This window comes from Vagococcus sp. WN89Y, assembly GCF_052220145.1.
Classification (GTDB): domain Bacteria; phylum Pseudomonadota; class Gammaproteobacteria; order Enterobacterales; family Enterobacteriaceae; genus Kosakonia.
In genome coordinates this window covers 1-21487 of sequence record NZ_JBQPOM010000058.1, presented here as the reverse complement: position 1 = coordinate 21487, position 21487 = coordinate 1, and the positions used below count along the sequence as shown (strand labels likewise).

The window sequence follows — 21487 nt, the reverse complement described above, 5'->3', positions numbered from 1 at the left end:
GTAAGGTAAGTCGAGAACGGTTACGGGAAAGTGAACAAATTGCATACAAAAAAGCACGAAAATGCAACATTAGTCACAGGCACCGAGGAAATTTCTCTTTGGGCGCGCAGTGACTTGCAGCATGCAAAGCCAGATGTACTGGCGCAAGAGGTGCCCGTTGCGCTTGTTTACAACGGTATTTCGCATGTGGTGATGATGGCCTCACCCAAAGACCTGGAGTGGTTTGCGATAGGCTTCTCATTATCCGAAGGGATTATCGAAAACCCATCAGAAATTTACGGCATGGATATTGTGCCCTCCTGTAATGGTCTTGAGGTGCAAATTGAGCTATCCAGCCGTCGTTTTATGGGGCTTAAAGAGCGCCGCCGCGCGCTGGCCGGGCGCACCGGCTGCGGCGTATGTGGTGTTGAGCAGCTTACGGATATCGGTAAGCCGGTGGCGCCGCTGCCGTTTACCCAAACTTTTGATTTAGCGCTGCTCGACAACGGGTTGGCGCAGCTAACCCATTTTCAGCCGGTAGGTCAGTTGACCGGATGCACCCATGCGGCGGCGTGGATGCTCCCCTCCGGCGAGCTGGTGGGCGGGCATGAAGATGTGGGTCGCCATGTGGCGCTGGATAAATTACTTGGCCACCGCGCCCGCGAAGGTGAACGCTGGCAGCCGGGCGCTGCGCTGGTGTCCAGCCGCGCCAGTTATGAAATGGTGCAAAAATCCGCCATGTGCGGCGTTGAGATCCTGTTTGCGGTCTCGGCGGCGACAACGCTGGCGGTTGAGGTGGCGCAGCGCTGTAACCTGACGCTGGTGGGATTCTGTAAACCTGGCAGAGCAACGGTTTACACGCATCCGCAGCGGTTAATGGGCGCGTAAGCGGCTCAACTCACGCCTGCCAGTCTCAGTAAGGCTGTGGCAATAGCCGCCGCGATAATGACGACGATCAGCGGCATTTTGCGCCAGGCGAGAAACAGCGCGAATAATACGCCCAGCACGCGCGCCATCCCGGCGAAGTGCTCGCCTTCGTAAAGCGTTGCCGCCAGTGCGACCGCGAAGAGTAACGTTGTGGCGGCATCAGAGAGCAGCGCCTGCGCGCGTTCAGAAAGCGCCATCCGGTTGCCAAGCTTTGCGCCGCCAAAGCGCATCAGGTATGTCCCGGCGGAAAGCAGGGCAATCCCGCCAAGCGTCAGCGCAACACTCGCCATTATTTCTTCCTCGTTAATAAACCCAGCAGGGAGAGCAGTACCGGCAGGCCCACCGGCGCAAAGGGCACCGCCGCCAGCGAGAGCGCGGCACCGCTGGAGGCGCGGATAAGGGTGGTACGTTTTTTCAGCGCGGGCAGCACCAGGGCCAGCAAGATGGCCGGGAACACCGCATCCAGGCCAATCGTCTCTGGGGCGGGCAGCAGTTTGCCGACACCCGCGCCCACCAGCACACCCGCAGGCCACAACACGGCCACGCCCAGCCCGCATAGCCAGAACGCGGCTTTTCGCTGCTCCGGCGTCGCTTGTGATAAGCCAAACACCACACTTTCGTCGTTCATAATGTGGCAGCCCAGCAAACCCGCCCAGCGTTTACCGACCAGTTCGCGCACCGTGACGCCAAAGGGCACATGGCGCGCATTGACTAATAAACCGGCGATTGCCGCCGCCAGCGGATTGCCGCCGCTCGCCACAATACCAATAAACATAAACTCAGACGCGCCAGCCAGCACCAGCGTAGAGAGCATCAATGGAACCCATAGCGGAAAGCCGTAAGCCATCGCCAGCGAGCCGTAGGATGCCCCGACGACGCCGACCGCCAGGCAAACAAGAAGTATGGCTTTTTTTGTGTCGCCGCTGAGGCTGGCAAAGCGTTGTCTGAACATACCATTTTCACCCTATCGAACGATTATTCATTATAATGAACGCATCACTTTTGTTTTTCAATGCGAACGATTCGTTCATTAAATCGAACGATGGAAGATTTTATGACCCAACCAATGAGCATCATTGCGAAAAGTCTGGTGCGTGAACGTTTAAGAACCGGTCTGTCGCTGGCAGAAATCGCCCGCCGCGCCGGGATCGCTAAATCGACGCTTTCTCAGCTGGAAGCGGGCAACGGCAACCCAGGCCTGGAAACATTATGGTCGCTGTGCGTGGCGCTGGACATCCCTTTTGCACGTTTGCTGGAGCCACAAACGGCGGTCACGCAGGTGATTCGCCGGGGTGAAGGCACGAAAGTGGTCGCCGATCAGGCCAATTATCAGGCCATCTTACTCGCCGCCTGCCCACCCGGCGCTCGCCGCGATATCTATCTGCTGCTGACGCAACCCGGCGCTGACCGCGTTTCGCAGCCGCACCCGAAGGGATCAATAGAGCATATTATTGTGACACAAGGGCGTGCGCTGGTCGGGCTGACCGACGCGCCGGAAGAGCTGGGCGAGGGGGATTACATCTGCTACCCGGGGGATAAAGAACATATCTTTAAGGCCCTGGTGCCAGACACGCAGGCCCTCCTGGTTGCCGAGCAGAACTAAACGAGAAACCCACCGCAGTGGGTTTCAACAGGCCATCAGACTAAATAAAAGACCGCTTTCAGCTCGGTGCTGACCGGGCTGTTGTCTGCATTGGTTGGCATCAGGTCGCGCATGTGCTGCCACCATTTTTGGCAGATTTCAGTATTTGCCACCGCCTCCCAGCGCGCTTCGGACTCCACCTCGACGGTCGCGAACAGCAAGTTGCGCTCTTTATCAAGAAAGATGGCGTAGTGGTGCGCGCCGTGCTCTTTCAGCACGGTTTCAAGCTCAGGCCAGATAGGGTTATGGCGACGTTCGTACTCGGCGTGCGCGCCAGGATTGACCTGCATGACGAAAGCTTTGCGGATCATAATGCCTCCAGATAGAGTTCGCGTACCTCGTCGCGGCTGGCGCTGCGCGGGTTGCACGGCGCACAAGGGTCGGCCAGCGCTTTATCCAGCCAACCTTCAATATCTTCTTTCCTGACACCCAGCTCACCGAGGCCGGAAGGGATCCCGACGCGCGCGCTCAGCGCCCGGATAGCTTTGATGGCCTCCTGGCTCGCCGCTTCTTCGCTCATGCCTGTTGTATCAACACCCATCGCCTGGGCGACACGGGTAAAACGTGTGATAGCGTGCGGGCGGTTAAAGTTCTCAATGATGGGCAGCAAAATAGCGTTGCACACGCCGTGCGGCAGGTTGTGGGTTGCGCCCGGCTGATGCGCCAGCGCGTGAACAAGCCCCAGCCCCGCGCTGTTAAAGGCCATCCCAGCCAGATACTGCGCGTAAGCCATCTGTTCACGCGCTTCAAGGTTCTGCCCGTTGGCCACTGCTTTCGGCAACCACAGATTTATCAGGCGGATAGCTTCCAGTGCGTTAGCGTCGGTGAGCGGGTGCGCGCCAACGGACACATAGGCCTCAATCGCGTGGGTCAGCGCGTCCATCCCGGTCGCGGCGGTGACGGCGGCAGGAATGGCCAGCATGACGCTGGCATCATCGACGGCGATATCCGGGATAATATTCGGGTCGATGATCACCTCTTTGACCTGCCGTTGGCTATCAATGATCACCGCGTTGCTGGTCATCTCTGCCGCCGTTCCGGCGGTGGTATTAATCGCCACCAGCGGCACGCCGGGGTTTTTCACTTTGCCCACGCCTGAGTAGGCCGTTGATGGCCCTGGGTTGGCGGTGAGAATTTTTATCGCTTTCGCCGTATCGATAGGGCTACCGCCGCCGAAGGCGATGATGTAATCACAGCCCGCTTTTTGCCAGGCCGCGTAGCCTTTTTGCACCAGCTCTTCGGTAGGATTGGGAAATACCTCATCGAACAAGTAATACGCCATATTGTGTGCGTGCAGGGCAGTAAACAGGCTACTGAGTAAACCCAGTTCCACCAGTTGCCCGTCGGTCACAATCAGGGCTTTACCCCACTGTTTGTTGGCGACCAGATTAACCATATCGTTAATTGCGCCTGCGCCATGCAGGCTGATTTTGGGCAGTGCTAACATAAAGCTCATGGTGATTCTCCGTAAAATACGCGCGCCTTGCAGAGTGGCTCTGCGCGGGTTGCGTATTGATTAGTATGATTCTTGTCCGTTCACCGCTTTTCCTGCCGTCGCTGCATGGCGCGGCGGGCGATTATCGGTAGCGAGATAACCACAATGAGCATCGCGCCGACGATAACTGACATCACAATGCCAGGCACATTGAGCAGGCTCAGACCAAAGGTCACCAGCCCCATCAGAAAGGCCGCAATAATGACGCCGACCATGCTGCCGGAGCCGCCGAGGATATTGACGCCGCCGAGCACCGCCATCGTGACCACCGACAGCTCCCAACCCAGAGCAATCGTCGGGCGCGTGCTGCCAAGGCGTGACGTCAGCAGCACCGCGGCTAAGCCCGCCATCAGGCCGACCAGCGCAAACAACAGCAGGTTGTGGCGCTTAACGTTTATCCCGGCGTACCACGCGCCGGTTGGGTTGTTGCCGATGGCGTACGTCCGGCGGCCAAAATTGGTTTTATGCAGCAAAAAAGCAAAAACAATCGCCAGCACGATAAAGAGCGCAAACTCAAACGACAGCGCGCCCCACACATAACCCTGACCAAACCAGGCGAAGCTTTCCGGGTACGCATTCAGCGCCTTGTCGCCAAGCAGAATGTAAGAGATGCCGCGATACAGGCTCATGGTGCCGATGGTGATGACAATCGACGACAGGTTAAAGCGCGTGACCAGCAGGCCGTTGCATAACCCGCACAGCAACCCAACGCCGAAGCCTGTGCACACCAGTAGCGGCGTATCCACACCGGCCTGCGCGCAAAACCCCATCGCCGTGGAACTCAGGGCAATCGTAGAAGCCACAGACAAATCAATCTCTCTGGCGATGATCAGCATCGCCATCGGCAGAACGATGATGGCCTTCTCGGTAAAATTGAACGTGGCATCTGAAAGGTTCCAGATATTGAGAAACCACGGCGTGGTCAGCGCATTGATGATAAAAACCGCCAGCGTGACGGCGAGCAGGAAGCCCTCCCAGCACAGCAGACGCTGAAAAATCGGTGCAGCAGGTGCCGCTTGCGCAGCGCGGGTTAGCAGAGTTTTGTTCATGATTTCACCGCCTGTTTTTGTCGCGCCAGCGCGGCGTTACGCAGGATCAAGCGCCCTTTGCGCCGATTACCGCGTTCATTGAGCAGTACGGCAATCACGATCACCGTGCCGGAGATAGCCATCTGCCAGAACGGTGAGACGCCTATCACCGGCAGCGCGTTGTTAATCACGCCGAGAAACAGCGCGCCAAACAGGCAGCCCGACACCCGCCCGATGCCGCCCATCGTACTGATGCCGCCAATGACACAGGCGGCCACCACTTGCAGCTCAAAACCGTTCGCCACATCGACATACGCAACAGCGAAGCGCGAGATCCATAAATAGCCGCAAAAACCAGCCAGTGCGCCCGACAGGCAAAAGCTGACGAACTGCATTTTCCCGGCATCGATCCCGGTATAGTAAGCGGCCGTTGGGTTGCCGCCCGCGGTGTAGAGCGCCCGCCCGGTACGGCTGTAGCGCAAGAAATACCCCACCAGCAGCACCGTCGCGATTGCGCACCAGCTCAGTACCGGTAGACCCAGCAGCACGGCGCGCGGCAGGCCGAGAAAGTCTGCGCTCATCTGATTTGCGTTGACCCAACCGCCGCCGGAGAGCAAAAAAATGCACCCACGGTAGATACTCATGGTGCCGAGGGTGACAACAATGGCTGGCAGCCCCAGCATCCACACCAGCAGGCCGTTAATCATGCCCAGCACTAACCCGAGCGCGCTCGAAAGGCACAGCAACATCCACACCGGCACCTGCGGATAGTGAAAATTGAGCAGCGCCACAATCATGCCGGTTAGCGCCAGGTTGGCCGCCATCGACAGATCGATACCTTTGGTCAGCAGCACCATCATCTGACCGAGCGCAAGAATGAGCAGAATGGCGGTGTCGTTGAAGATCTCCACAAGGCTTACCGGGCTGATAAACGACGGCACGCGGCTACCGATCGCCAGCACCAGCAGCACAATCACACCAGCGAGTAACGCTTCGCGATGTTTAAGCAGTTGTTGCCACATCTGCGACCTCCTTACCTGCACCGCTGGCGGCGCTGACGATGGTTTCGGCTGAGGCTTCGCCCGCGCGGTAGTGGGCGACCATTAACCCTTCATGCATCACAATCAGCCTGTCGGACATGCCCATCACTTCCGGCAATTCCGAAGAGACCATAATCACCGCCAACCCGTGCGCTACCAGTTCTGCCATAAACTGATGCACGGCGGTTTTTGAGCCGATATCAATGCCTTTGGTTGGTTCGTCGAGGATTATCACGTCCGGGTGCGTGGCGAGCCATTTACCGATAACCACTTTTTGCTGGTTGCCGCCGGAGAGGGTTTCGACCGCCTGTCGCCAGCTAACGGCTTTCACCTGCAAGCGCCTGGCGTACTCGTCTGCCAGCGCCCATTCGCGGGCTTCGCTCAGCACGCCGTGGCGATTCATCCGGCTTAGTTGCGGCAAGCTGATGTTCTGGGCGATAGAGAGTTCAAGGATTGCGCCCTGTTTCTGGCGCTCTTCCGGCACGCAGACAATTCCGGCGCTGATGGCGTCAGCGGGCTGGCGAAAGCGAACCTTATGACCTTTGACGATAATCTCGCCATGCGAAGGCTGAGTCACGCCACACAGCGCCTGCATCAGCTCGGTACGCCCGGCGCCGACCAGGCCGTAAAACCCTAGAATCTCCCCTTTACGCAGCGAGAAACTGATATGCGCAAATTCGGTGGGATGACAGAGATCTTTCACCTCCAGCACCGTTTCGCCAGGCGAGCAATCCGCCTTTGGCCAGCTCTGATTGATGGCTCGCCCGACCATCATCGCCACCATCCGCGCTTCGCTGATACCGCTGATGGCACCGGAGTCCACATAGGCGCCATCGCGCAAAATGGTGTAGTGATCCGCCAGCTCAAAGATTTCATCGAACTTATGCGAGATAAACAGGATTGCTTTGCCCTGCTGTTTCAGGCGCTCAACGATGTGGTAAAACTCCAGTATTTCGTGCTGGGAGAGCGCGGCGGTCGGTTCATCCAGGATGACCACCTGCGCTTCAAACGACAGCGCGCGGGCAATCGCCACCATATGCCGCTGGGCGATGCTCAGGGTTTTCAGCGTGGCGTGTGGGTCGATTTGCACTTCCAGGCGTTGCAAAATCTCCCTTGCTTGCCGGTGCATCGCTGGCCAGTCGAGCTTTTTTAACCAGCCTTTGTAACGATACTGGCCCGCAAAAATATTCTCCGTGACCGAGAGTTCATCAAACAGCACCGTTTCCTGATGAATCGCGGTGATCCCGACCTTATGCGCCGCCTCCGGGGTGGGCAGAGAGATAGGTATCGCTTTGTAGAGAATTTCGCCCTCATCAGGCTGGTAAATACCGGTCATCACTTTGACCAGCGTGGATTTCCCGGCGCCGTTCTCACCAATCAACGCGGTGACTTTGCCAGGCCAAAGAGAGAGCTGTACGTTCTCAAGGGCGCGCACACCGGGAAACACTTTGGTGATGCCCTTAAGCGACAGCAGGGGTGTGGATGCCGTCATGATGGTTCTCCAGGTTGCCTTTCTCGTGCCAGCAGGGAAGGTCGCGCCCCTCCCCTGGCCTGTGAGCGGAAAGAATCAAAAAATCGTCGAGAACTTATCAATGTTGCTGGCATCGTAAACGAAAGGCTCCGCCATCGAACCGTTGCCGTCCGCATCCAGTTTTACCTTGCCGAGTTTTCCCATGCTGGCTTCGGTTTTTGTCGCGGTGCCTTTGACTAAATCATTCGCCAGCCAGGTTGCGGCGTACCCCAGATCGATAGGGTTCCAGATAGCAAAACTTTTGCTGGCGCCTGACTTGATTGCCCCGGCCATTTCAGACGGCAGCCCAAGACCGGTAACATACACTTTGCCGATTTTGTTCTGGTCTTTCACCGCCTGGGCGGCGGCGACAATGCCGACCGACGAAGGTGAGACGATCACCTTCAGCTCCGGGTACGACTTCAGCAAACCGACCGCTTCGCGATAGCTCTTGTCGGATAAATCATCGCCATAGGCGACCGTCACCAGATTGATGGACGGGTATTTCGGCAGCACCTTTTTCATCTCGGCAATCCAGATGTTCTGGTTTGTCGAGGTCGGCGTGGCGCTAAGGATAGCGACATCGCCTTTCTCCACGTTCAGCGCTTTGAGCGCATCGGCGGCCAGTTTGACGTTGGTTTCGCCGATCAGCGCATTATTCGACGGGTTAAGGTGAATTTGCCGCCCGGCTTTTGCTACGCCGGAGTCCCAGGAGACCACTTTGATACCGCGCTGCATCGCTTTTTTCAGCACCGGCACCAGCGCATCAGGATCGTTAGCGGAGATGGCTATTGCATCCACGCCTTGCGCTATCAACCCGTTGAGCACCTCTATCTGTGCTTCTGCGGTGGTTGTGGTCGGGCCGGTATAGATAACCCTGACATCGCCTAACTCTTTGGCCGCTTCCTGCGCCCCGGTATTTGCGGCTTCAAAAAAACCATTACCTAAAGATTTCGCGACCAGCGCGATTTTTACTTCAGCTAAAACGGAACCGGACAACGCCAGAAGGGCAACGGTGAGGGCAAAGCTTGCTTTTGTTTTCATTGCTTTTACTCCACATAAGTTAGCTTCCCGTCGACATAGCAGGGAAGGGGTATCTTGCAGGTGAACAGCGGTTCGCCCCGTCTGCGTGAGCGGGGCGCGATGTTTTTATGGGTACAAATTTAAAGCAGATTGCAGCGGCGCGACGCCGAAGCGTTTCCCCAGCGCAATCAATTCCTGTTGCGTGATGGTCTGTTTCATCCCGCCCATCGACAACACTTTCACCAGTACTTCGGCGGATTTCTCAGCGGTATCGATCAAACCGAAGGTTTCATCCAGCGTCGGGCCGCTGCCGAAAACGCCGTGGAACGGCCACAGCACCAGCGCATGTTTTTGCATTTCGCTGGCGGTTGCCTCGCCGATTTCGTCGGTGCCCGGCACCATCCACGGCAGAATGCCGACGCCATCCGGGAACACCACCAGGCATTCGGTGCTGCCTTCCCACAGCTTACGGGTAATCAAATCGGACGAGTTTTCCAGTACATAGGTCAGGGCAATCAGGTTGGTGGCGTGACAGTGCATGATCACCCGGTCTTTACCGCCCGTCGCGTTGATGCGCTGGCAGTGCGAGAGAAAATGCGCCGGGAGTTCAGAGGTCGGCACCGCGTTATCGGTCAGCCCCCAGAGAATGTGGTAGCCCGCGCCATCGCTGTCTACCTGCACCACGCCGAGATTTGCCGCCGGATCGAGCTGAACATTGCGGAAAAACTTACCGGAGCCGGTGACGATAAACGGCGTGTTAGCCAGTAGGGGCATCGGCTGGCTGAGCGCAATATAGCGCGGCTGCGGGTGAAAATCTGCGCTAAACGGCGCGATGTCCACCGCATCCAGGCGCAGCGTAAGATTGCCGCCGTTGCGCTCATCCCAGCCTTTCAGCCAGGCATCCGAGGTGGCTTTAATCATCCCCTGGACGAACCAGGCATCAATAATGGTCTGCATTGTCTTGTGATTCCTGTTAAATCGGCGCGGGTTCCCGCGCACGCAAACCCTCCTGGCAAAGAGGGCGGTAAATTAGCCGCGTTGGCTCAACACGCTCTTTTCGTAAGCGCGTACGCTCTCCAGCCACTGGCTACCTGCTGGCGTATCGTGGCGCTGGCAATACATCTCCCACACCGCCTGCCAGGGCAGGGTTTTTTGCTCTTCAAGCAACGCCAGGCGAGCGGTATAGTCGCCATCGGCTTCCAGCTGGCGCAGCTGTTCGACCGGCTCCAGCAGGGCGCGCAGCAGGGCTTTTTTCATATTGCGCGTGCCAATCACCCAGGCGGCGATGCGGTTAATGGAGGCATCGAAGAAATCCAGACCGATGTGCACGCGGTCAAAGAGTTTGTGGCGCACGATTTCACAGGCGATGGCCTGGGTTTCGTCATCAAGCAGCACTACGTGATCGCTGTCCCAGCGCACCGGGCGGCTGACGTGCAGCAGCAGGCGCGGCACGTACAGCATGGCGGCGGAGATTTTGTCGGAGATGACTTCCGTTGGGTGAAAATGGCCCGCGTCGAGGCAGAGCGCGGTCTGGCGGCTGGTGGCATAGCCCATATAGAACTCGTTGGAACCGACGGTATAACTCTCGGCGCCAATGCCGAACAGCTTGCTCTCTACCGCATCGATATGGTGCGCGGGGTTGAGTTTTTCGCTCAGCGCGTCGTCCAGCGCATTGAGTAGCCGCTGGCGCGGCGCGAGCCGGTCAACGGTGACATCTTTCATTCCGTCCGGGATCCAGATGTTCATCACCGACGGCGTGCCGAGCTGCTCGCCAAACCAGGCAGACACCCGGCGGCAGGCTTTCACATGGTCAATCCAGAACTGGCGGATTTCAGCATTCGCGTGCGAGAGCGTAAAACCGTCGGCGCTGAGCGGGTGCGAAAAACACGACGGGTTGAAATCCAGCCCTAAGTCGTTGTGCTTCGCCCAGTGCACCCAGTTTTTAAAGTGCTCCGGCTGGATTTTGTCGCGCGGGACGTCGCCTTCGGCTTCCAGGTAAATCGCATGGAGATTAAGGCGCTTAGGGCCAGGGATCAGGCGAAATGCCTGCTCCAGATCCGCGCGCAGTTCGGCAGCATTGCGCGCTTTGCCCGGGTAGTTGCCCGTTGCCTGAATACCGCCGGTCAGGCTGCCCTGCGGGTTTTCGAAACCGGCGACATCATCGCCTTGCCAGCAGTGCATCGACACGGGCAGTGTGTCGAGCTGGCGCAGCGCCTCCTCGACATCAATCCCTGTGGCGGCGAAACGCTGCTTAGCAATTTCCCAGGCGTGTTCAAGTTGAGTGGTCATGCGCAAAGCTCCTTTGTCTCTTTTTTTTGCTGAAAACGCGCGACGTAACCGGCGATTTCATTATCAGGATGGGGGGTATAGGTGATGAGCGGGTGATTGCCTGCCACCAGCTGGCGAAAATCATCCACGTGGCGAAGCTCATCCAGCGCCATAAGCTGGACGCCGATATTGCCAAGCGTGGAGGCTTCAACCGGCCCGGCGATAACCGGCAGGCCGCAGGCATCCGCGCAGAGCTGGTTAAGCAGTTGGTTTTGGCAACCGCCGCCGACGATATGCAGGCAGCTAAACGGCGTGCCGCGCACGGCTGCCAGCTCGCTCAGCACATCGGCATACAGCAGCGCGAGGCTGTCGAAGATACAGCGCGCCAGCTCGGCGGCGTTCTGAGGCTCCGGCTGATTCGCATCACGGCAGGCTGCCTGGATTTCCCGGCTCATATTCTCCGGGTTGATAAAACGATCGTCGTTCGGGTTGATGATGAAACGGCAGACGGGCAGTTGTTCTGTCTGCGCTATCAGCGCGGGCAAGTCGCTTATCGCTTGCTCTTTCAGCACGCGTTGCAGCAGCCACAGCCCCATAATATTTTTCAGCACCCGATAGCGGCCCTCTGCGCCGCCTTCGTTGGTGATATTGGCGGCCAGGGCGTTATCGTTGGTGTAAGGCGTGAAGCTTTCAAAACCCATCAGCGACCAGGTGCCGGAGGAGAGATAGGCCGCGTCCTGGTTTGCCAGTGGCGAGGCAATGACGGCGCTGGCGGTATCGTGGCTGGCCACCGCAACCACGGGAACAGCGTTACCCTGCGGGCAAATCCACTGACCGATAACGTTGCCAGGGTGCGTTGGCGTACCCAGCCAGCGCGCGGGCACGCCCGCCCAGTTAAGCAGCGTCTCATCCCAGCTGTCGGTGTTGATATTCACCAGTTGCGTGGTGGTGGCGTTGGTGTATTCCCAGTTCAGTTCGCCGGTCAGGCGATAGCTGAAATAGTCCGGGATCATCAGCGCGTGGGCGGTCTGGTCAATCAGTTCCGGCTGCTGTTCGACCAGGGCGCGAAACTGGTAAAGCGTGTTAAAAGGTAAAAACTGGATCCCGCTGCGGCGATAGATCTCTGCTTTGCCGGGGTCTTGCATGGCGCGCGCCATGATGCCGTCTGTTCTCGCGTCCCGATAGGCCACCGGCAGGCCAACGCGCTCGCCCTGGTCGTTAATCAGCACCACGTCCACGCCCCAGGTATCAATACCGATGCTGTCCGGCTGGATGCCTTCCTCACACACTTTCAGCAAGCCCTGGCGTATTTCAGCCTCCAGGCCGTCAATATCCCAGCAATCGAAGCCGTCGACTTTTTGCAGGCAGTTGACGAAACGGTGGATTTCGCGCAAAGAGAGCGTGCGTTGTTGGCGGTCGAAGCGCGCCAGCATGACGCGCCCGCTTGATGCGCCTAAATCAACCGCGACACAGTGGCGAAACGTCATAATCGGGTCCTTCTCAGAATCAGTAAGCATGAGTCTAAAAAAGGGCCGTGAGGCGTACCTTCTCACCACGGACAGCGGCGATTTGGCGCTGGCAAGAAAGCAAAGATGAACGTGAGAGAGTTCACATTTTTCAGCGATGGCGGGCTTTGCGCGCATTGTGACCCTCGCCACACTTCGCGATCTTTGGGACGGTTTCTTGAAAAAACGGCAGGCTATGCGCGAAATGCTGTCGAAAATTGAAGGCCAGCACGGGAACCCTTAATTACTATTTTGAGAACATTTCTCATTACCGGGGGCTATCATGACCGTACTGCACAGCGTGGATTTTTTTCCGTCAGGTCAATCACCCATTGCCATCGAACCACGATTACCCCAGGCCGCGTTTCCCGAACATCATCATGATTTTCATGAAATTGTTATTGTGGAGCACGGCACCGGTATTCATGTCTTTAATGGTCAGCCTTATACCATCAGCGGCGGGACGGTCTGTTTTGTGCGCGATCACGACAGGCACTTGTATGAACATACCGACAACCTGTGTCTGACCAATGTGCTTTATCGCTCACCCGATGCGTTCCAGTTTCTGGCCGGGTTAAATCAGCTATTGCCCCAGGAGCAGGACGGTTACTATCCGTCGCACTGGCGCGTTAACCAGCAGACGCTGGGGCAAATTCGCGCCATCATCAGTAAGATGGAGGCCCAGGCGAAGGAAACGGACACGCCCGGCATCGCTGACCGTGAGATTTTGTTTATGCAATTGCTGGTGCTGCTGCGTAAAAGCAGCCTTGAAGAAGGCTCGGGGAGAAGCGACACGCGGCTTAATCAGCTAATGCTATGGCTGGAAGACCATTTTGCCGAGGATATTTGCTGGGAGTCGCTGGCGGCGCAGTTTACCCTGTCATTACGCACGCTGCATCGCCAGCTTAAACACACCACCGGCCTGACGCCGCAGCGTTATCTCAACCGTTTGCGGCTTATTAAAGCGCGCCATATGTTGCGCCATAGCGACGAGAGCGTCACCGATATCGCGTTTCGCTGCGGGTTTGGCGACAGTAACCACTTTTCGACGCTGTTTCGCCGGGAGTTTGCCTGGTCGCCACGGGAGATCCGCCAGGGGCGCGATGTGCAGCTTCAGTAACGAGAAGGCTATCACCGATTTTTTGCCACAAATCCGCTAATAATGCCTGCTTATTCACGGCTGAGGGGACGTTGTGGCAGGCCAGTTGATTCTTCGGAAAGCGGATTTTTTCCCCCGTAGTGGGCAGGCGGTGGCGGTGGCCGATCGCTACCCACAAAACGTTTTTGCCGAGCATAGCCATGAGTTTTTCGAGCTGGTCATGGTGTGGCGCGGCAACGGTCTGCATGTGCTTAACGATCGCCCTTATCGCATCACCCGTGGCGATCTGTTTTATATCCGCGCGCAAGATAGCCACTCATACGCCTCGGTTAACGACCTGGTGCTGCAAAATATTATTTACTGCCCTGACCGGCTCACCCTGAATCTTGACTGGGCTGCGCATATTCCTGGCCTGAATGGATCAACGTGGGTTCCGCACTGGCGTCTTGGCAGTAGCGGCATGGCGCAGGCCCGGCAGGTGATAAGCCAGCTGGAGCATGAGAGCACCAAAAGCGATAAGCTTACCAATATGATGGCGGAAACCCTCTTTGCCCAGCTGGTCATCACCCTGGAGCGCCACCGTTTTGCTATTGATAACGTGGCGGCCACACACAGCGAAGCGCTGCTGGATAAACTGATCACGGCGCTTTCCGGCAGCCTCAACCGCAGCTTTGTGCTGGAGCAGTTTTGTGAGCAGGAGCAATGTAGCGAGCGGGCGCTGCGCCAGCAGTTCCGCACGCAAACCGGCATGACCATCAATCACTATTTGCGCCAGCTACGTATCTGCCACGCGCAGTATTTGCTGCAACATTCTGAGCAGATGATTGGTGAGATCGCGATGCAGTGCGGGTTTGAAGACAGTAACTACTTTTCGGTGGTGTTCAACCGCGAGGTAGGAATGACGCCAGGGCAGTGGCGTCATCGCAGCCGTGCGACGGCCTGATTAGCCCGCTATGCCAGGGCGTGTGTGAAGGACGCGAGCGGGGTCACAAATTCATATACATAACCGAAAGTTATATCCTTATAAAAACTATGGCATTGATTATCATTTTCAATATCATTTAATTAACTATAATGATCCGACTGCTTACGCGGCATTCACACTTGTTGCCGCCGACAATAATGGAGATGAAAATGAGCTATACACTGCCTGCTCTGCCGTATGCATACGATGCACTGGAACCACATTTCGACAAGCAAACGATGGAAATCCATCACACTAAACACCACCAGACTTACGTGAACAACGCGAACGCTGCGCTGGAAAGCCTGCCAGAGTTCGCTTCACTGCCTGTTGAAGAACTGATTACCAAGCTTGATCAGCTGCCGACCGACAAAAAAACCGTGCTGCGTAACAACGCAGGTGGTCACGCGAACCACAGCCTGTTCTGGAAAGGTCTGAAAAAAGGCACCACTTTACAGGGCGATCTGAAAGCGGCTATCGAACGTGATTTCGGTTCCGTTGAGAAATTCAAAGAAGAATTTGAAAAAGCAGCTGCAACTCGCTTTGGCTCCGGCTGGGCGTGGCTGGTACTGAAAGGCGACAAACTGGCGGTTGTTTCTACCGCAAACCAGGACTCCCCGTTGATGGGCGAAGCCATTTCCGGCGCTTCCGGTTTCCCGATCATCGGTCTGGATGTATGGGAACATGCTTACTACCTGAAATTCCAGAACCGCCGCCCGGACTACATCAAAGAGTTCTGGAACGTGGTTAACTGGGACGAAGCGGCTGCACGTTTCGCTGCTAAAAAATAAGTCTGTTTTGACGCTCACGTTGTGGTGAGCCAAAACCCCCGCCTGGCGCTGCCGACGGGGGTTTTTTATTTAAAGAGGCATCTCAGGCGTTTTTTAAAATACTCTTCGGGCTGTATATGCTAAACCTCTAACTTATTTTTAACATAATAACAACTCTATATGTCGGACTGGCACATTGTGAGCAGATAATTATCCTCAATAAGGAGATGATTAATATGTTCGCTATTACACGCCACCAGGGAAATGTCACCCTGAATCAGGACACCAGAAACGATAATTCCCGGCTACGCGCCAGTGAATTAAATACATCGCTCGGCCAGGTCAAAAATTGCTATACGCCGTTGGTAAAATTACCTCCTGGCCATGCATCAGCAGAGCGTTTATTTTCTCATGAAGAAGTGGATGACGTTGTTATTGATATGAATACGCTACGGGCTAATTCTGTTCCTCCTGCGTCGCCCTGCCATATTACCGAATTGCCCGACAAACCAGCATCGGTTAATAACACGCCGGGCGGCAAAAAAAAGGCAACGGTACATTTTATTAGCATTGATATGGAGGGGACTGAAGATATCTTCAGTGGCCCGAAAAAAGAGAAACAATCCTGTTTTCTGCAGTATCTTGAAAATACCGGGCTGGCGCTGGCGCGTAATCTCATCACCGTAGGCATACCGACAGCATTACGCGAATACGTTAACCGTGGGTTATTGAAAAAAGTGTTTGAGGGCAATCCGATGCTGGCCAGAACGCTGGGCGGCGTCACTATTGGTTTTCCGATTGCGCTGCAATTAATTGCGATAGCACGGGATATCAATGCCGGAACGCAGTCCCCGGCAAGCCTGCGCGCAAGGCTTGCGAATATCACCCTGACCGGTTTATCAGGCGCGGCGGTTGCGGCTACCGGGGGGCTGACTTTAGCGGCCAGTTCATTAATTGCTGCTGTATTTGTCTACGTGCCGCTACGCGATCTTTTACAGTACTTTTTACGGCTTGGCGATAATAACAGCGGTGAGATTCATCTGTGTGCTACCGGAAAAACTGCCGCGCTCTATGTGGTAAATCAGGTTGCTGTTGATCATGCGATGACCATGCTCTCAGAAGCGTTGACTCCGCTGGTAGAGAATAGCGTGGCGGCGAATATGTTAGGCCGGGCGTTAATTAATATTGCAGGTGAAACCGGAGATGAATTAGCTTATCGAGGATTTAATGCTCAGGCGGAGAATAACCCGCACTTGCAATATCACCTCGGTTTTCGTCGTAAAGATGAAATAACTTGGCAAACCGCTATGGACCATATATTCAACACGCTGGCAAGCCGTGCTTCGCTTTTTAGCACTTCTTTTGCTAATGGTTTTGCAGTACCCGTTGAGGGAATTCTCAACAGTATGGTAATAGGTGCAACCCTGGGCGCAGGCTATATGCCATTTATTTATACGCATGCCCAGCGGAGCACCATCAGGCCCTGAATACGTTGCCGGATAGCCTGCTTTTATCCGGCCTTAACATTACGCGTGCTGGATGGCAAAAACCCTGTCGATAATTGTGCACTGCTCCTCGCTTAGCGTGCCGCCAGCATTACGCGAGACAGGAGTGCAGTAACCAAATTTGCGCGCAACCACCGTCTTAATCGTGGTAACAAAATCATCGCCAATGCTGTAAATAGACATGAATTTACCGATTTCTCGCTGGGCCATTTGCAGACCCGTCAAATCCCCCTGCGCCCAGGCGGTCCGCGCTTTTACAAACAATTCAGGCATGACGTTATTCAGGCCGGAGATAACGCCCGCGCCGCCCGCCAGCAGATTAGGAATATAGTACTCGTCATAACCGGAAAGCACCGCGAAGTCGTCCCGTACAGCCTGCGTCGCCAGAATCATACTGCGGGTATGTGACTGGCAATCCACCGTGTCTTTGATACCGGCAAAGTGGGGAAATTCTGCTGCAAGCGTCGCGATAAGCTCCGGCGTCAGGTCGCAGCCGGTTCGCGCCGGGAAATTATACGCAAACCATTTGCCGCTCAGCGCATTCCCCAGCATGCGGAAATAGCTCAGCAGCTGCTGTGTGGTTTGCCCATAATAGTAAGGCGGCAGTACCATCACCGCATCGTACCCGCTGCGGTAGGCTTCGTCCGCCATCCACAAAATATCGCTCACGCTGGTCGAGGAGACATTCGCTACCATGGGCGTGGATGACATGGCGCGTGCTTCGCGAATCAGCAGCAGCCGTTCTTCAAGCGCGAACGAGGCGAACTCACCGATGCTGCCCATCATCAGGATGACATCAATGTTGGCGGCGCTCAGGCGAGCGATATGCTGGTTCAGGCCAACTAAATCTATTTTTCCGTCATTGTCCAGCGGCGTAATGGAGGGACACCAGACGCCGGAAAAGGGTATTGCCGTGGTCATATCGCGATCTCCTTGCTAATTGAAATGATGTTTCAAATATTAAGATCAGAGATAGCCACACGGTTGGCAATGAGCAGGTCCGTTTTTTGCGGGTTTAGTGCGCAAAAATTTGCTGTAATAGCGCGCAACGACAGAACAGGGGGAGAAGATGCAATATCCGGTGGAGGTGTTTGTTGGGCAGGTCAGGGGTTATGAAGGTAGTCGTCCCAGCGCAATCGCTAAGCTGCAGGTCGATTGCGAACTACGGCTGACAGAGACAGGGCTTGCAGGCGATGAGCAGGCAGAAAAAAGTTATCACGGCGGTCCGGATCGCGCTCTGTGCCACTATCCTCGCGAGCATTATGCCTGGTGGGCCAACGCTTTTCCTGAGCAAGCTTCGCTGTTTTGCCCGCCCGCGTTTGGCGAGAATCTGTCGACCCTTGGGTTAACCGAGGAAAACGTTTTTATCGGCGATATTTTTCGCTGGGGCAATGCGTTGATTCAGGTTACGCAACCGCGCTCGCCCTGTTTTAAGCTCAACTTCCACTTCGCTATCGCTGACATAGCATCGCAAATGCAAAAAAGCGGCCGGGTTGGCTGGTTATACCGGGTGATTGCCGGCGGAGATGTATCGGCACAGGCACCGCTGGAGCGCGTCGCGCGCGTGAGTGATGTCAGCGTGCTGGACGCCGCGGCGATCGCCTGGTCGCAGCCGTTTGATGACGAGCAATATCACCGCTTACTGTCGGCGGCAGGGTTGTCGGCAAGCTGGACGCGCACCATGCAAAACCGGCGGCTTCACGGCAAGATTGAGGATAATTCCCGGCGGTTATTGGGGAAATAGCCGCTCTCTTGCGGTGAAGAGAGCGGTTCATTATCAGGCGCGTTTATATAACGGTAGCCAGATAGTCAGGCGCAGGCCGCCCAGCGGGCTATCGTCAGCTTTTACCCAGCCGCGATGCTGCTGGATAGCTGTTTCGACGATGGCCAGCCCCAGGCCGGTTCCGCCGGATTCACGATCGCGTGCTTCGTCGGTGCGATAGAACGGGCGGAAAATCTGTTCGCGATCTTCCGGGCTGACGCCTGGCCCGTCATCGTCCACGTTTATGGTGATACCGTCTTTATCCACAGCGAAACTGACTTCAATTTTGCTGTGGGAGTAGCGCAGCGCGTTACGGATGATATTCTCCAGAGCGCTTTCCAGTGCGCTTGGATTACCGTACAGCGGCCAGGGGCCTGGCGGGAAATTCACCGTCAGGGTTTTCCCCATCTGCTCGGCTTCAAACGCGGCATTATCCAGCACCTCTTTCCACATCTGGTTAGCTTTTACGGTTTCGCTTACCAGCGCGTTTTTCTGCTGATTACGCGACATCACCAGCAGATCGTTAATCATGCCATCCAGACGCTGGGCTTCGGTTTCAATACGCTCCAACTCTTTGCTTTCACCGCTGCGACGGCGCAAAAGTGCCGTACCCAGCTGTAAACGCGTCAACGGCGTGCGCAACTCGTGGGAGATATCAGACAACAGACGCTGTTGCGCGGTCATCATTCGCTCAAGTGCGGACACCATCTGGTTAAAACTCGCTCCGGCAGCAAGGAATTCCTGCGGCCCGGCTTCCAGTTCCGGGTGCTGGCGTAAATTGCCTTGCGCGACTTCATCCGCCGCGTTTTTCAGTTTGCGGGCAGGTTTGGCGAGGCTCCATGCCAGCCATAACAGCAGCGGCGAGCTGATAAGCATGGTGACAATCAGCAGCAGCAGCGGGCGGTCAAATAGCAGGTTGATAAAATCTGACTGTGAATTGCTGGCCGGGCGAATGAGGTATAGCTGGTAATTATCTTCCCCATCGCGAACGGAGAAGGGGCCAACCATCTCAACACGACCATACTTTTTCTTCTGCGGGTGATCGGAGTTATCCGCCTGGCCAATAAAGTTACGGATTATCTGCATTTCGCTGCGTTCGGCACCGATAACACGCCCTTCGCTGGTCACCAGCAGCAGGCGCTGGCCTGGCGGGGCCCATTTGTCGATCGCGCGAAACAGCCGACGCCACCACATCAGGTCGTTGGGTGGGTCGTTCGCCAGTTCAGCTTCTACGTGCTGCTCAATCATCACGCCCTGACGCTGCTCGCTGTCCAGCAGCTCCGTCATTTGGCGGGAGTCCAGTTTCGGCACCATCAACACCAGCATCAATACCAGCGCCAGGGTTAACCAGAAGATGGCAAAGATGCGGGCGGTCAAACTTCCTATCATGAAGCCGATACCATCAGATAACCACGACCGCGCAGGGTTTTAAACCACGGATGCCCATCTTTGCGATCCGGCAGTTTACGGCGCAGGTTAGAAATGTGCATATCGATAGCGCGATCGAACGGCGTCAGACGCTTACCCAGCACTTCCTGGCTTAAGTGTTCGCGCGAAACCACCTGGCCTAAATGCTGCGCCAGCAGGTAAAGCAGGGTGAACTCGGTACCTGTAAGCTCAAGCGCTTGCCCGTCGAAACTGGCTTCCTGGCGGCCCGGATTCAGGCTTAAGGCGTCCACTTCCAGCGTTGGCGAGCCGCTGTCGCTATTTTGCTGCTGTTCGCTCCAGTGGGAGCGGCGCAGGATGGCGCGGATACGTGCGACCAGTTCGCGATCGTTAAACGGTTTCGGCAAGTAATCATCTGCGCCCAGCTCAAGGCCAAGAACACGATCGAGTTCGCTGCCGCGCGCAGTTAGCATAATCACCGGTGTCTGGTGCGTCTGGCGTAATTCTTTAAGGGTGTCGATACCGTTTTTCTTCGGCATCATGACATCAAGCAAAAGCAAATCGATGCTGTCATCGAGGAGGTCAAGCGCTTGCTCCCCGTCATGAGCAACGAGCACATTAAAACCTTCCATGTCGAGCAGCTCTTTTAACAAGGAAGTAAGCTCTCGGTCATCGTCTACTAAAAGGATTTTATTCATTGTTTAAATACCTCCGAGGCAGAAATTACGTCATCACGAGACGCTAATCCATGACTTTACGTTGTTTTACACCCCCTGACGCTTGTTTGCAGCCTGAATCGTAGACTGAGTCTCGTTGATTCGCGATACGGGAATATTACGGGAGCAAATGATGCGCATAGTTACCGCTGCCGTCATGGCCTCAACCCTGGCGTTAAGTGCTGTTAGCCAGGCTGCTGAAGTCGTTACAGGCGATAACTGGCACCCTGCCGACGGCCTTGCACAGCGTAGCGTTCAGAGCCACATGTTTGATGGCATTAATCTGACCGAGCATCAGCGTCAGCAGATGCGGGATTTAATGAGGCAGGCCCGGCACGACAGGCCCCCTGTAAATGTAAACGAAATGGAGACAATGCATAGCCTTGTCACCGCAGAAAAATTTGATGAAAACGCTGTGCGCGCTCAGGCAGAAAAGATGGCGCAGGAACAGGTAGACCGTCAGGTTGAAATGGCGAAAGTCCGCAACCAGATGTACCACCTGCTCACGCCGGAGCAGCAAGCGGTTTTAAACCAGAAACATCAGCAACGGATGACCCAAATGCGCGAAGTCGCGCAGATGCAGCAAAGTTCTCCGTTAACCGTGTTTAGTAGTAGTAGTACGAAACAACCCCAGTAACAACCCTGTTTTCCTTGCCATAGACACCATCCCTGTCTTCCCCCTCATGATGAGGGGGTTTTTTTTATCCATCGCTTACACCTGAATCTAACAAAAACAGCTAGTTGAATCGCCACGGGTTTAACAGACACCTCAGAGTCATTTAAAATGGCTTAATGAGAGGTGCACATGAGCAGTAAGCGTTATCCTGAAGAGTTTAAAATTGAAGCTGTCAAACAGGTTGTTGATCGT

22 protein-coding genes are annotated in these 21487 nt (G+C 55.7%); 8 read left to right on the top strand and 14 right to left on the bottom strand.

The genetic code is table 11. The features are described from left to right. Positions 1 to 30: 30 nt before the first annotated feature. On the top strand, positions 31 to 867 hold the full coding sequence (gene fdhD / locus ACTU3N_RS16445; RefSeq protein WP_443087197.1) for a formate dehydrogenase accessory sulfurtransferase FdhD: 837 nt from the start codon (positions 31 to 33) through the stop codon (positions 865 to 867). Between the two features lie 5 nt (positions 868 to 872). Here fdhD and ACTU3N_RS16440 read toward each other — a convergent pair whose 3' ends face one another. Both ACTU3N_RS16440 and ACTU3N_RS16435 read right to left on the bottom strand, forming a co-directional pair. Beyond that, positions 873 to 1196, bottom strand: a complete 324-nt coding sequence (locus ACTU3N_RS16440; RefSeq protein ID WP_443087196.1) for an AzlD domain-containing protein — start codon at positions 1194 to 1196, stop codon at positions 873 to 875. Further along, positions 1196 to 1858 carry an AzlC family ABC transporter permease gene (locus ACTU3N_RS16435; RefSeq protein WP_443087195.1) on the bottom strand — a complete coding sequence of 221 codons (663 nt, stop codon included), beginning with the start codon at positions 1856 to 1858 and terminating at the stop codon, positions 1196 to 1198. The genes ACTU3N_RS16440 and ACTU3N_RS16435 overlap by 1 nt, the downstream gene beginning before the upstream one ends. Positions 1859 to 1960: 102 nt before the next feature. On the opposite strand from ACTU3N_RS16435, the gene ACTU3N_RS16430 reads away from it, so the two are divergent. After that, positions 1961 to 2509, top strand: a complete 549-nt coding sequence (locus tag ACTU3N_RS16430; RefSeq protein ID WP_443087194.1) for a helix-turn-helix domain-containing protein — start codon at positions 1961 to 1963, stop codon at positions 2507 to 2509. A 35-nt stretch (positions 2510 to 2544) separates the two neighbouring features. On the opposite strand, the gene rhaM is transcribed toward ACTU3N_RS16430, so the two are convergent. The 9 genes from rhaM to rhaB form a co-directional block, all read right to left on the bottom strand. Next, positions 2545 to 2859 carry an L-rhamnose mutarotase gene (gene rhaM, locus ACTU3N_RS16425; RefSeq protein WP_443087193.1) on the bottom strand — a complete coding sequence of 105 codons (315 nt, stop codon included), beginning with the start codon at positions 2857 to 2859 and terminating at the stop codon, positions 2545 to 2547. Next, on the bottom strand, positions 2856 to 4004 hold the full coding sequence (gene fucO / locus ACTU3N_RS16420; protein WP_443087192.1) for a lactaldehyde reductase: 1149 nt from the start codon (positions 4002 to 4004) through the stop codon (positions 2856 to 2858). The genes rhaM and fucO overlap by 4 nt, the downstream gene beginning before the upstream one ends. Positions 4005 to 4084: 80 nt before the next feature. Further along, entirely contained in the window at positions 4085 to 5092 is a 1008-nt protein-coding gene (locus ACTU3N_RS16415) for an ABC transporter permease (RefSeq protein WP_443087191.1), read from the bottom strand. Then, the gene (locus ACTU3N_RS16410; RefSeq protein WP_443087190.1) at positions 5089 to 6093 is read right to left on the bottom strand and encodes an ABC transporter permease; all 1005 of its coding nucleotides are present in this window, start codon (positions 6091 to 6093) and stop codon (positions 5089 to 5091) included. The genes ACTU3N_RS16415 and ACTU3N_RS16410 overlap by 4 nt, the downstream gene beginning before the upstream one ends. Further along, the gene (locus tag ACTU3N_RS16405; RefSeq protein WP_443087189.1) at positions 6074 to 7603 is read right to left on the bottom strand and encodes a sugar ABC transporter ATP-binding protein; all 1530 of its coding nucleotides are present in this window, start codon (positions 7601 to 7603) and stop codon (positions 6074 to 6076) included. The genes ACTU3N_RS16410 and ACTU3N_RS16405 overlap by 20 nt, the downstream gene beginning before the upstream one ends. A 75-nt stretch (positions 7604 to 7678) precedes the next feature. Further along, the gene (gene rhaS / locus ACTU3N_RS16400) at positions 7679 to 8665 is read right to left on the bottom strand and encodes a rhamnose ABC transporter substrate-binding protein (protein WP_443087188.1); all 987 of its coding nucleotides are present in this window, start codon (positions 8663 to 8665) and stop codon (positions 7679 to 7681) included. Between the two features lie 105 nt (positions 8666 to 8770). Then, complete coding sequence (rhaD, locus tag ACTU3N_RS16395; protein WP_443087187.1) at positions 8771 to 9601, bottom strand: rhamnulose-1-phosphate aldolase; 831 nt, start codon at positions 9599 to 9601, stop codon at positions 8771 to 8773. 72 nt (positions 9602 to 9673) lie between these two features. Further along, positions 9674 to 10933, bottom strand: coding sequence for an L-rhamnose isomerase (locus tag ACTU3N_RS16390; protein WP_443087186.1), 1260 nt, complete (start codon positions 10931 to 10933; stop codon positions 9674 to 9676). Beyond that, positions 10930 to 12399: a rhamnulokinase gene (gene rhaB / locus ACTU3N_RS16385; RefSeq protein ID WP_443087185.1), complete on the bottom strand. Its 1470-nt coding sequence runs from the start codon at positions 12397 to 12399 to the stop codon at positions 10930 to 10932. Before rhaB ends, ACTU3N_RS16390 begins: the two co-directional genes overlap by 4 nt. Positions 12400 to 12700: 301 nt before the next feature. On the opposite strand from rhaB, the gene rhaS (ACTU3N_RS16380) reads away from it, so the two are divergent. The 4 genes from rhaS (ACTU3N_RS16380) to ACTU3N_RS16365 all read left to right on the top strand — a co-directional run bounded on the left by rhaS (ACTU3N_RS16380) (position 12701) and on the right by ACTU3N_RS16365 (position 16737). Continuing rightward, entirely contained in the window at positions 12701 to 13537 is an 837-nt protein-coding gene (rhaS, locus tag ACTU3N_RS16380) for an HTH-type transcriptional activator RhaS (protein ID WP_443087184.1), read from the top strand. Between the two features lie 73 nt (positions 13538 to 13610). Further along, entirely contained in the window at positions 13611 to 14459 is an 849-nt protein-coding gene (rhaR, locus tag ACTU3N_RS16375) for an HTH-type transcriptional activator RhaR (protein ID WP_443087183.1), read from the top strand. Positions 14460 to 14650: 191 nt separating this feature from the next. Beyond that, positions 14651 to 15271: a superoxide dismutase [Mn] gene (gene sodA, locus ACTU3N_RS16370; RefSeq protein ID WP_443087182.1), complete on the top strand. Its 621-nt coding sequence runs from the start codon at positions 14651 to 14653 to the stop codon at positions 15269 to 15271. Positions 15272 to 15486: 215 nt separating this feature from the next. Further along, positions 15487 to 16737 carry a hypothetical protein gene (locus tag ACTU3N_RS16365; RefSeq protein ID WP_443087181.1) on the top strand — a complete coding sequence of 417 codons (1251 nt, stop codon included), beginning with the start codon at positions 15487 to 15489 and terminating at the stop codon, positions 16735 to 16737. 39 nt (positions 16738 to 16776) lie between these two features. On the opposite strand, the gene ACTU3N_RS16360 is transcribed toward ACTU3N_RS16365, so the two are convergent. After that, positions 16777 to 17676 (bottom strand): dihydrodipicolinate synthase family protein, encoded by a 900-nt coding sequence (locus ACTU3N_RS16360; protein WP_443087180.1) that lies wholly within the window; start codon positions 17674 to 17676, stop codon positions 16777 to 16779. Positions 17677 to 17824: 148 nt separating this feature from the next. On the opposite strand from ACTU3N_RS16360, the gene yiiM reads away from it, so the two are divergent. Next, complete coding sequence (yiiM, locus tag ACTU3N_RS16355) at positions 17825 to 18499, top strand: 6-hydroxyaminopurine reductase (RefSeq protein WP_443087179.1); 675 nt, start codon at positions 17825 to 17827, stop codon at positions 18497 to 18499. Between the two features lie 33 nt (positions 18500 to 18532). On the opposite strand, the gene cpxA is transcribed toward yiiM, so the two are convergent. Together cpxA and cpxR are read right to left on the bottom strand one after the other, a co-directional pair. After that, positions 18533 to 19906 (bottom strand): envelope stress sensor histidine kinase CpxA, encoded by a 1374-nt coding sequence (cpxA, locus tag ACTU3N_RS16350; protein ID WP_443087178.1) that lies wholly within the window; start codon positions 19904 to 19906, stop codon positions 18533 to 18535. Continuing rightward, the gene (gene cpxR / locus ACTU3N_RS16345; RefSeq protein ID WP_443087177.1) at positions 19903 to 20601 is read right to left on the bottom strand and encodes an envelope stress response regulator transcription factor CpxR; all 699 of its coding nucleotides are present in this window, start codon (positions 20599 to 20601) and stop codon (positions 19903 to 19905) included. The genes cpxA and cpxR overlap by 4 nt, the downstream gene beginning before the upstream one ends. Positions 20602 to 20749: 148 nt before the next feature. On the opposite strand from cpxR, the gene cpxP reads away from it, so the two are divergent. Continuing rightward, positions 20750 to 21256, top strand: coding sequence for a cell-envelope stress modulator CpxP (gene cpxP, locus ACTU3N_RS16340; protein ID WP_443087176.1), 507 nt, complete (start codon positions 20750 to 20752; stop codon positions 21254 to 21256). Positions 21257 to 21487 lie beyond the last annotated feature (231 nt).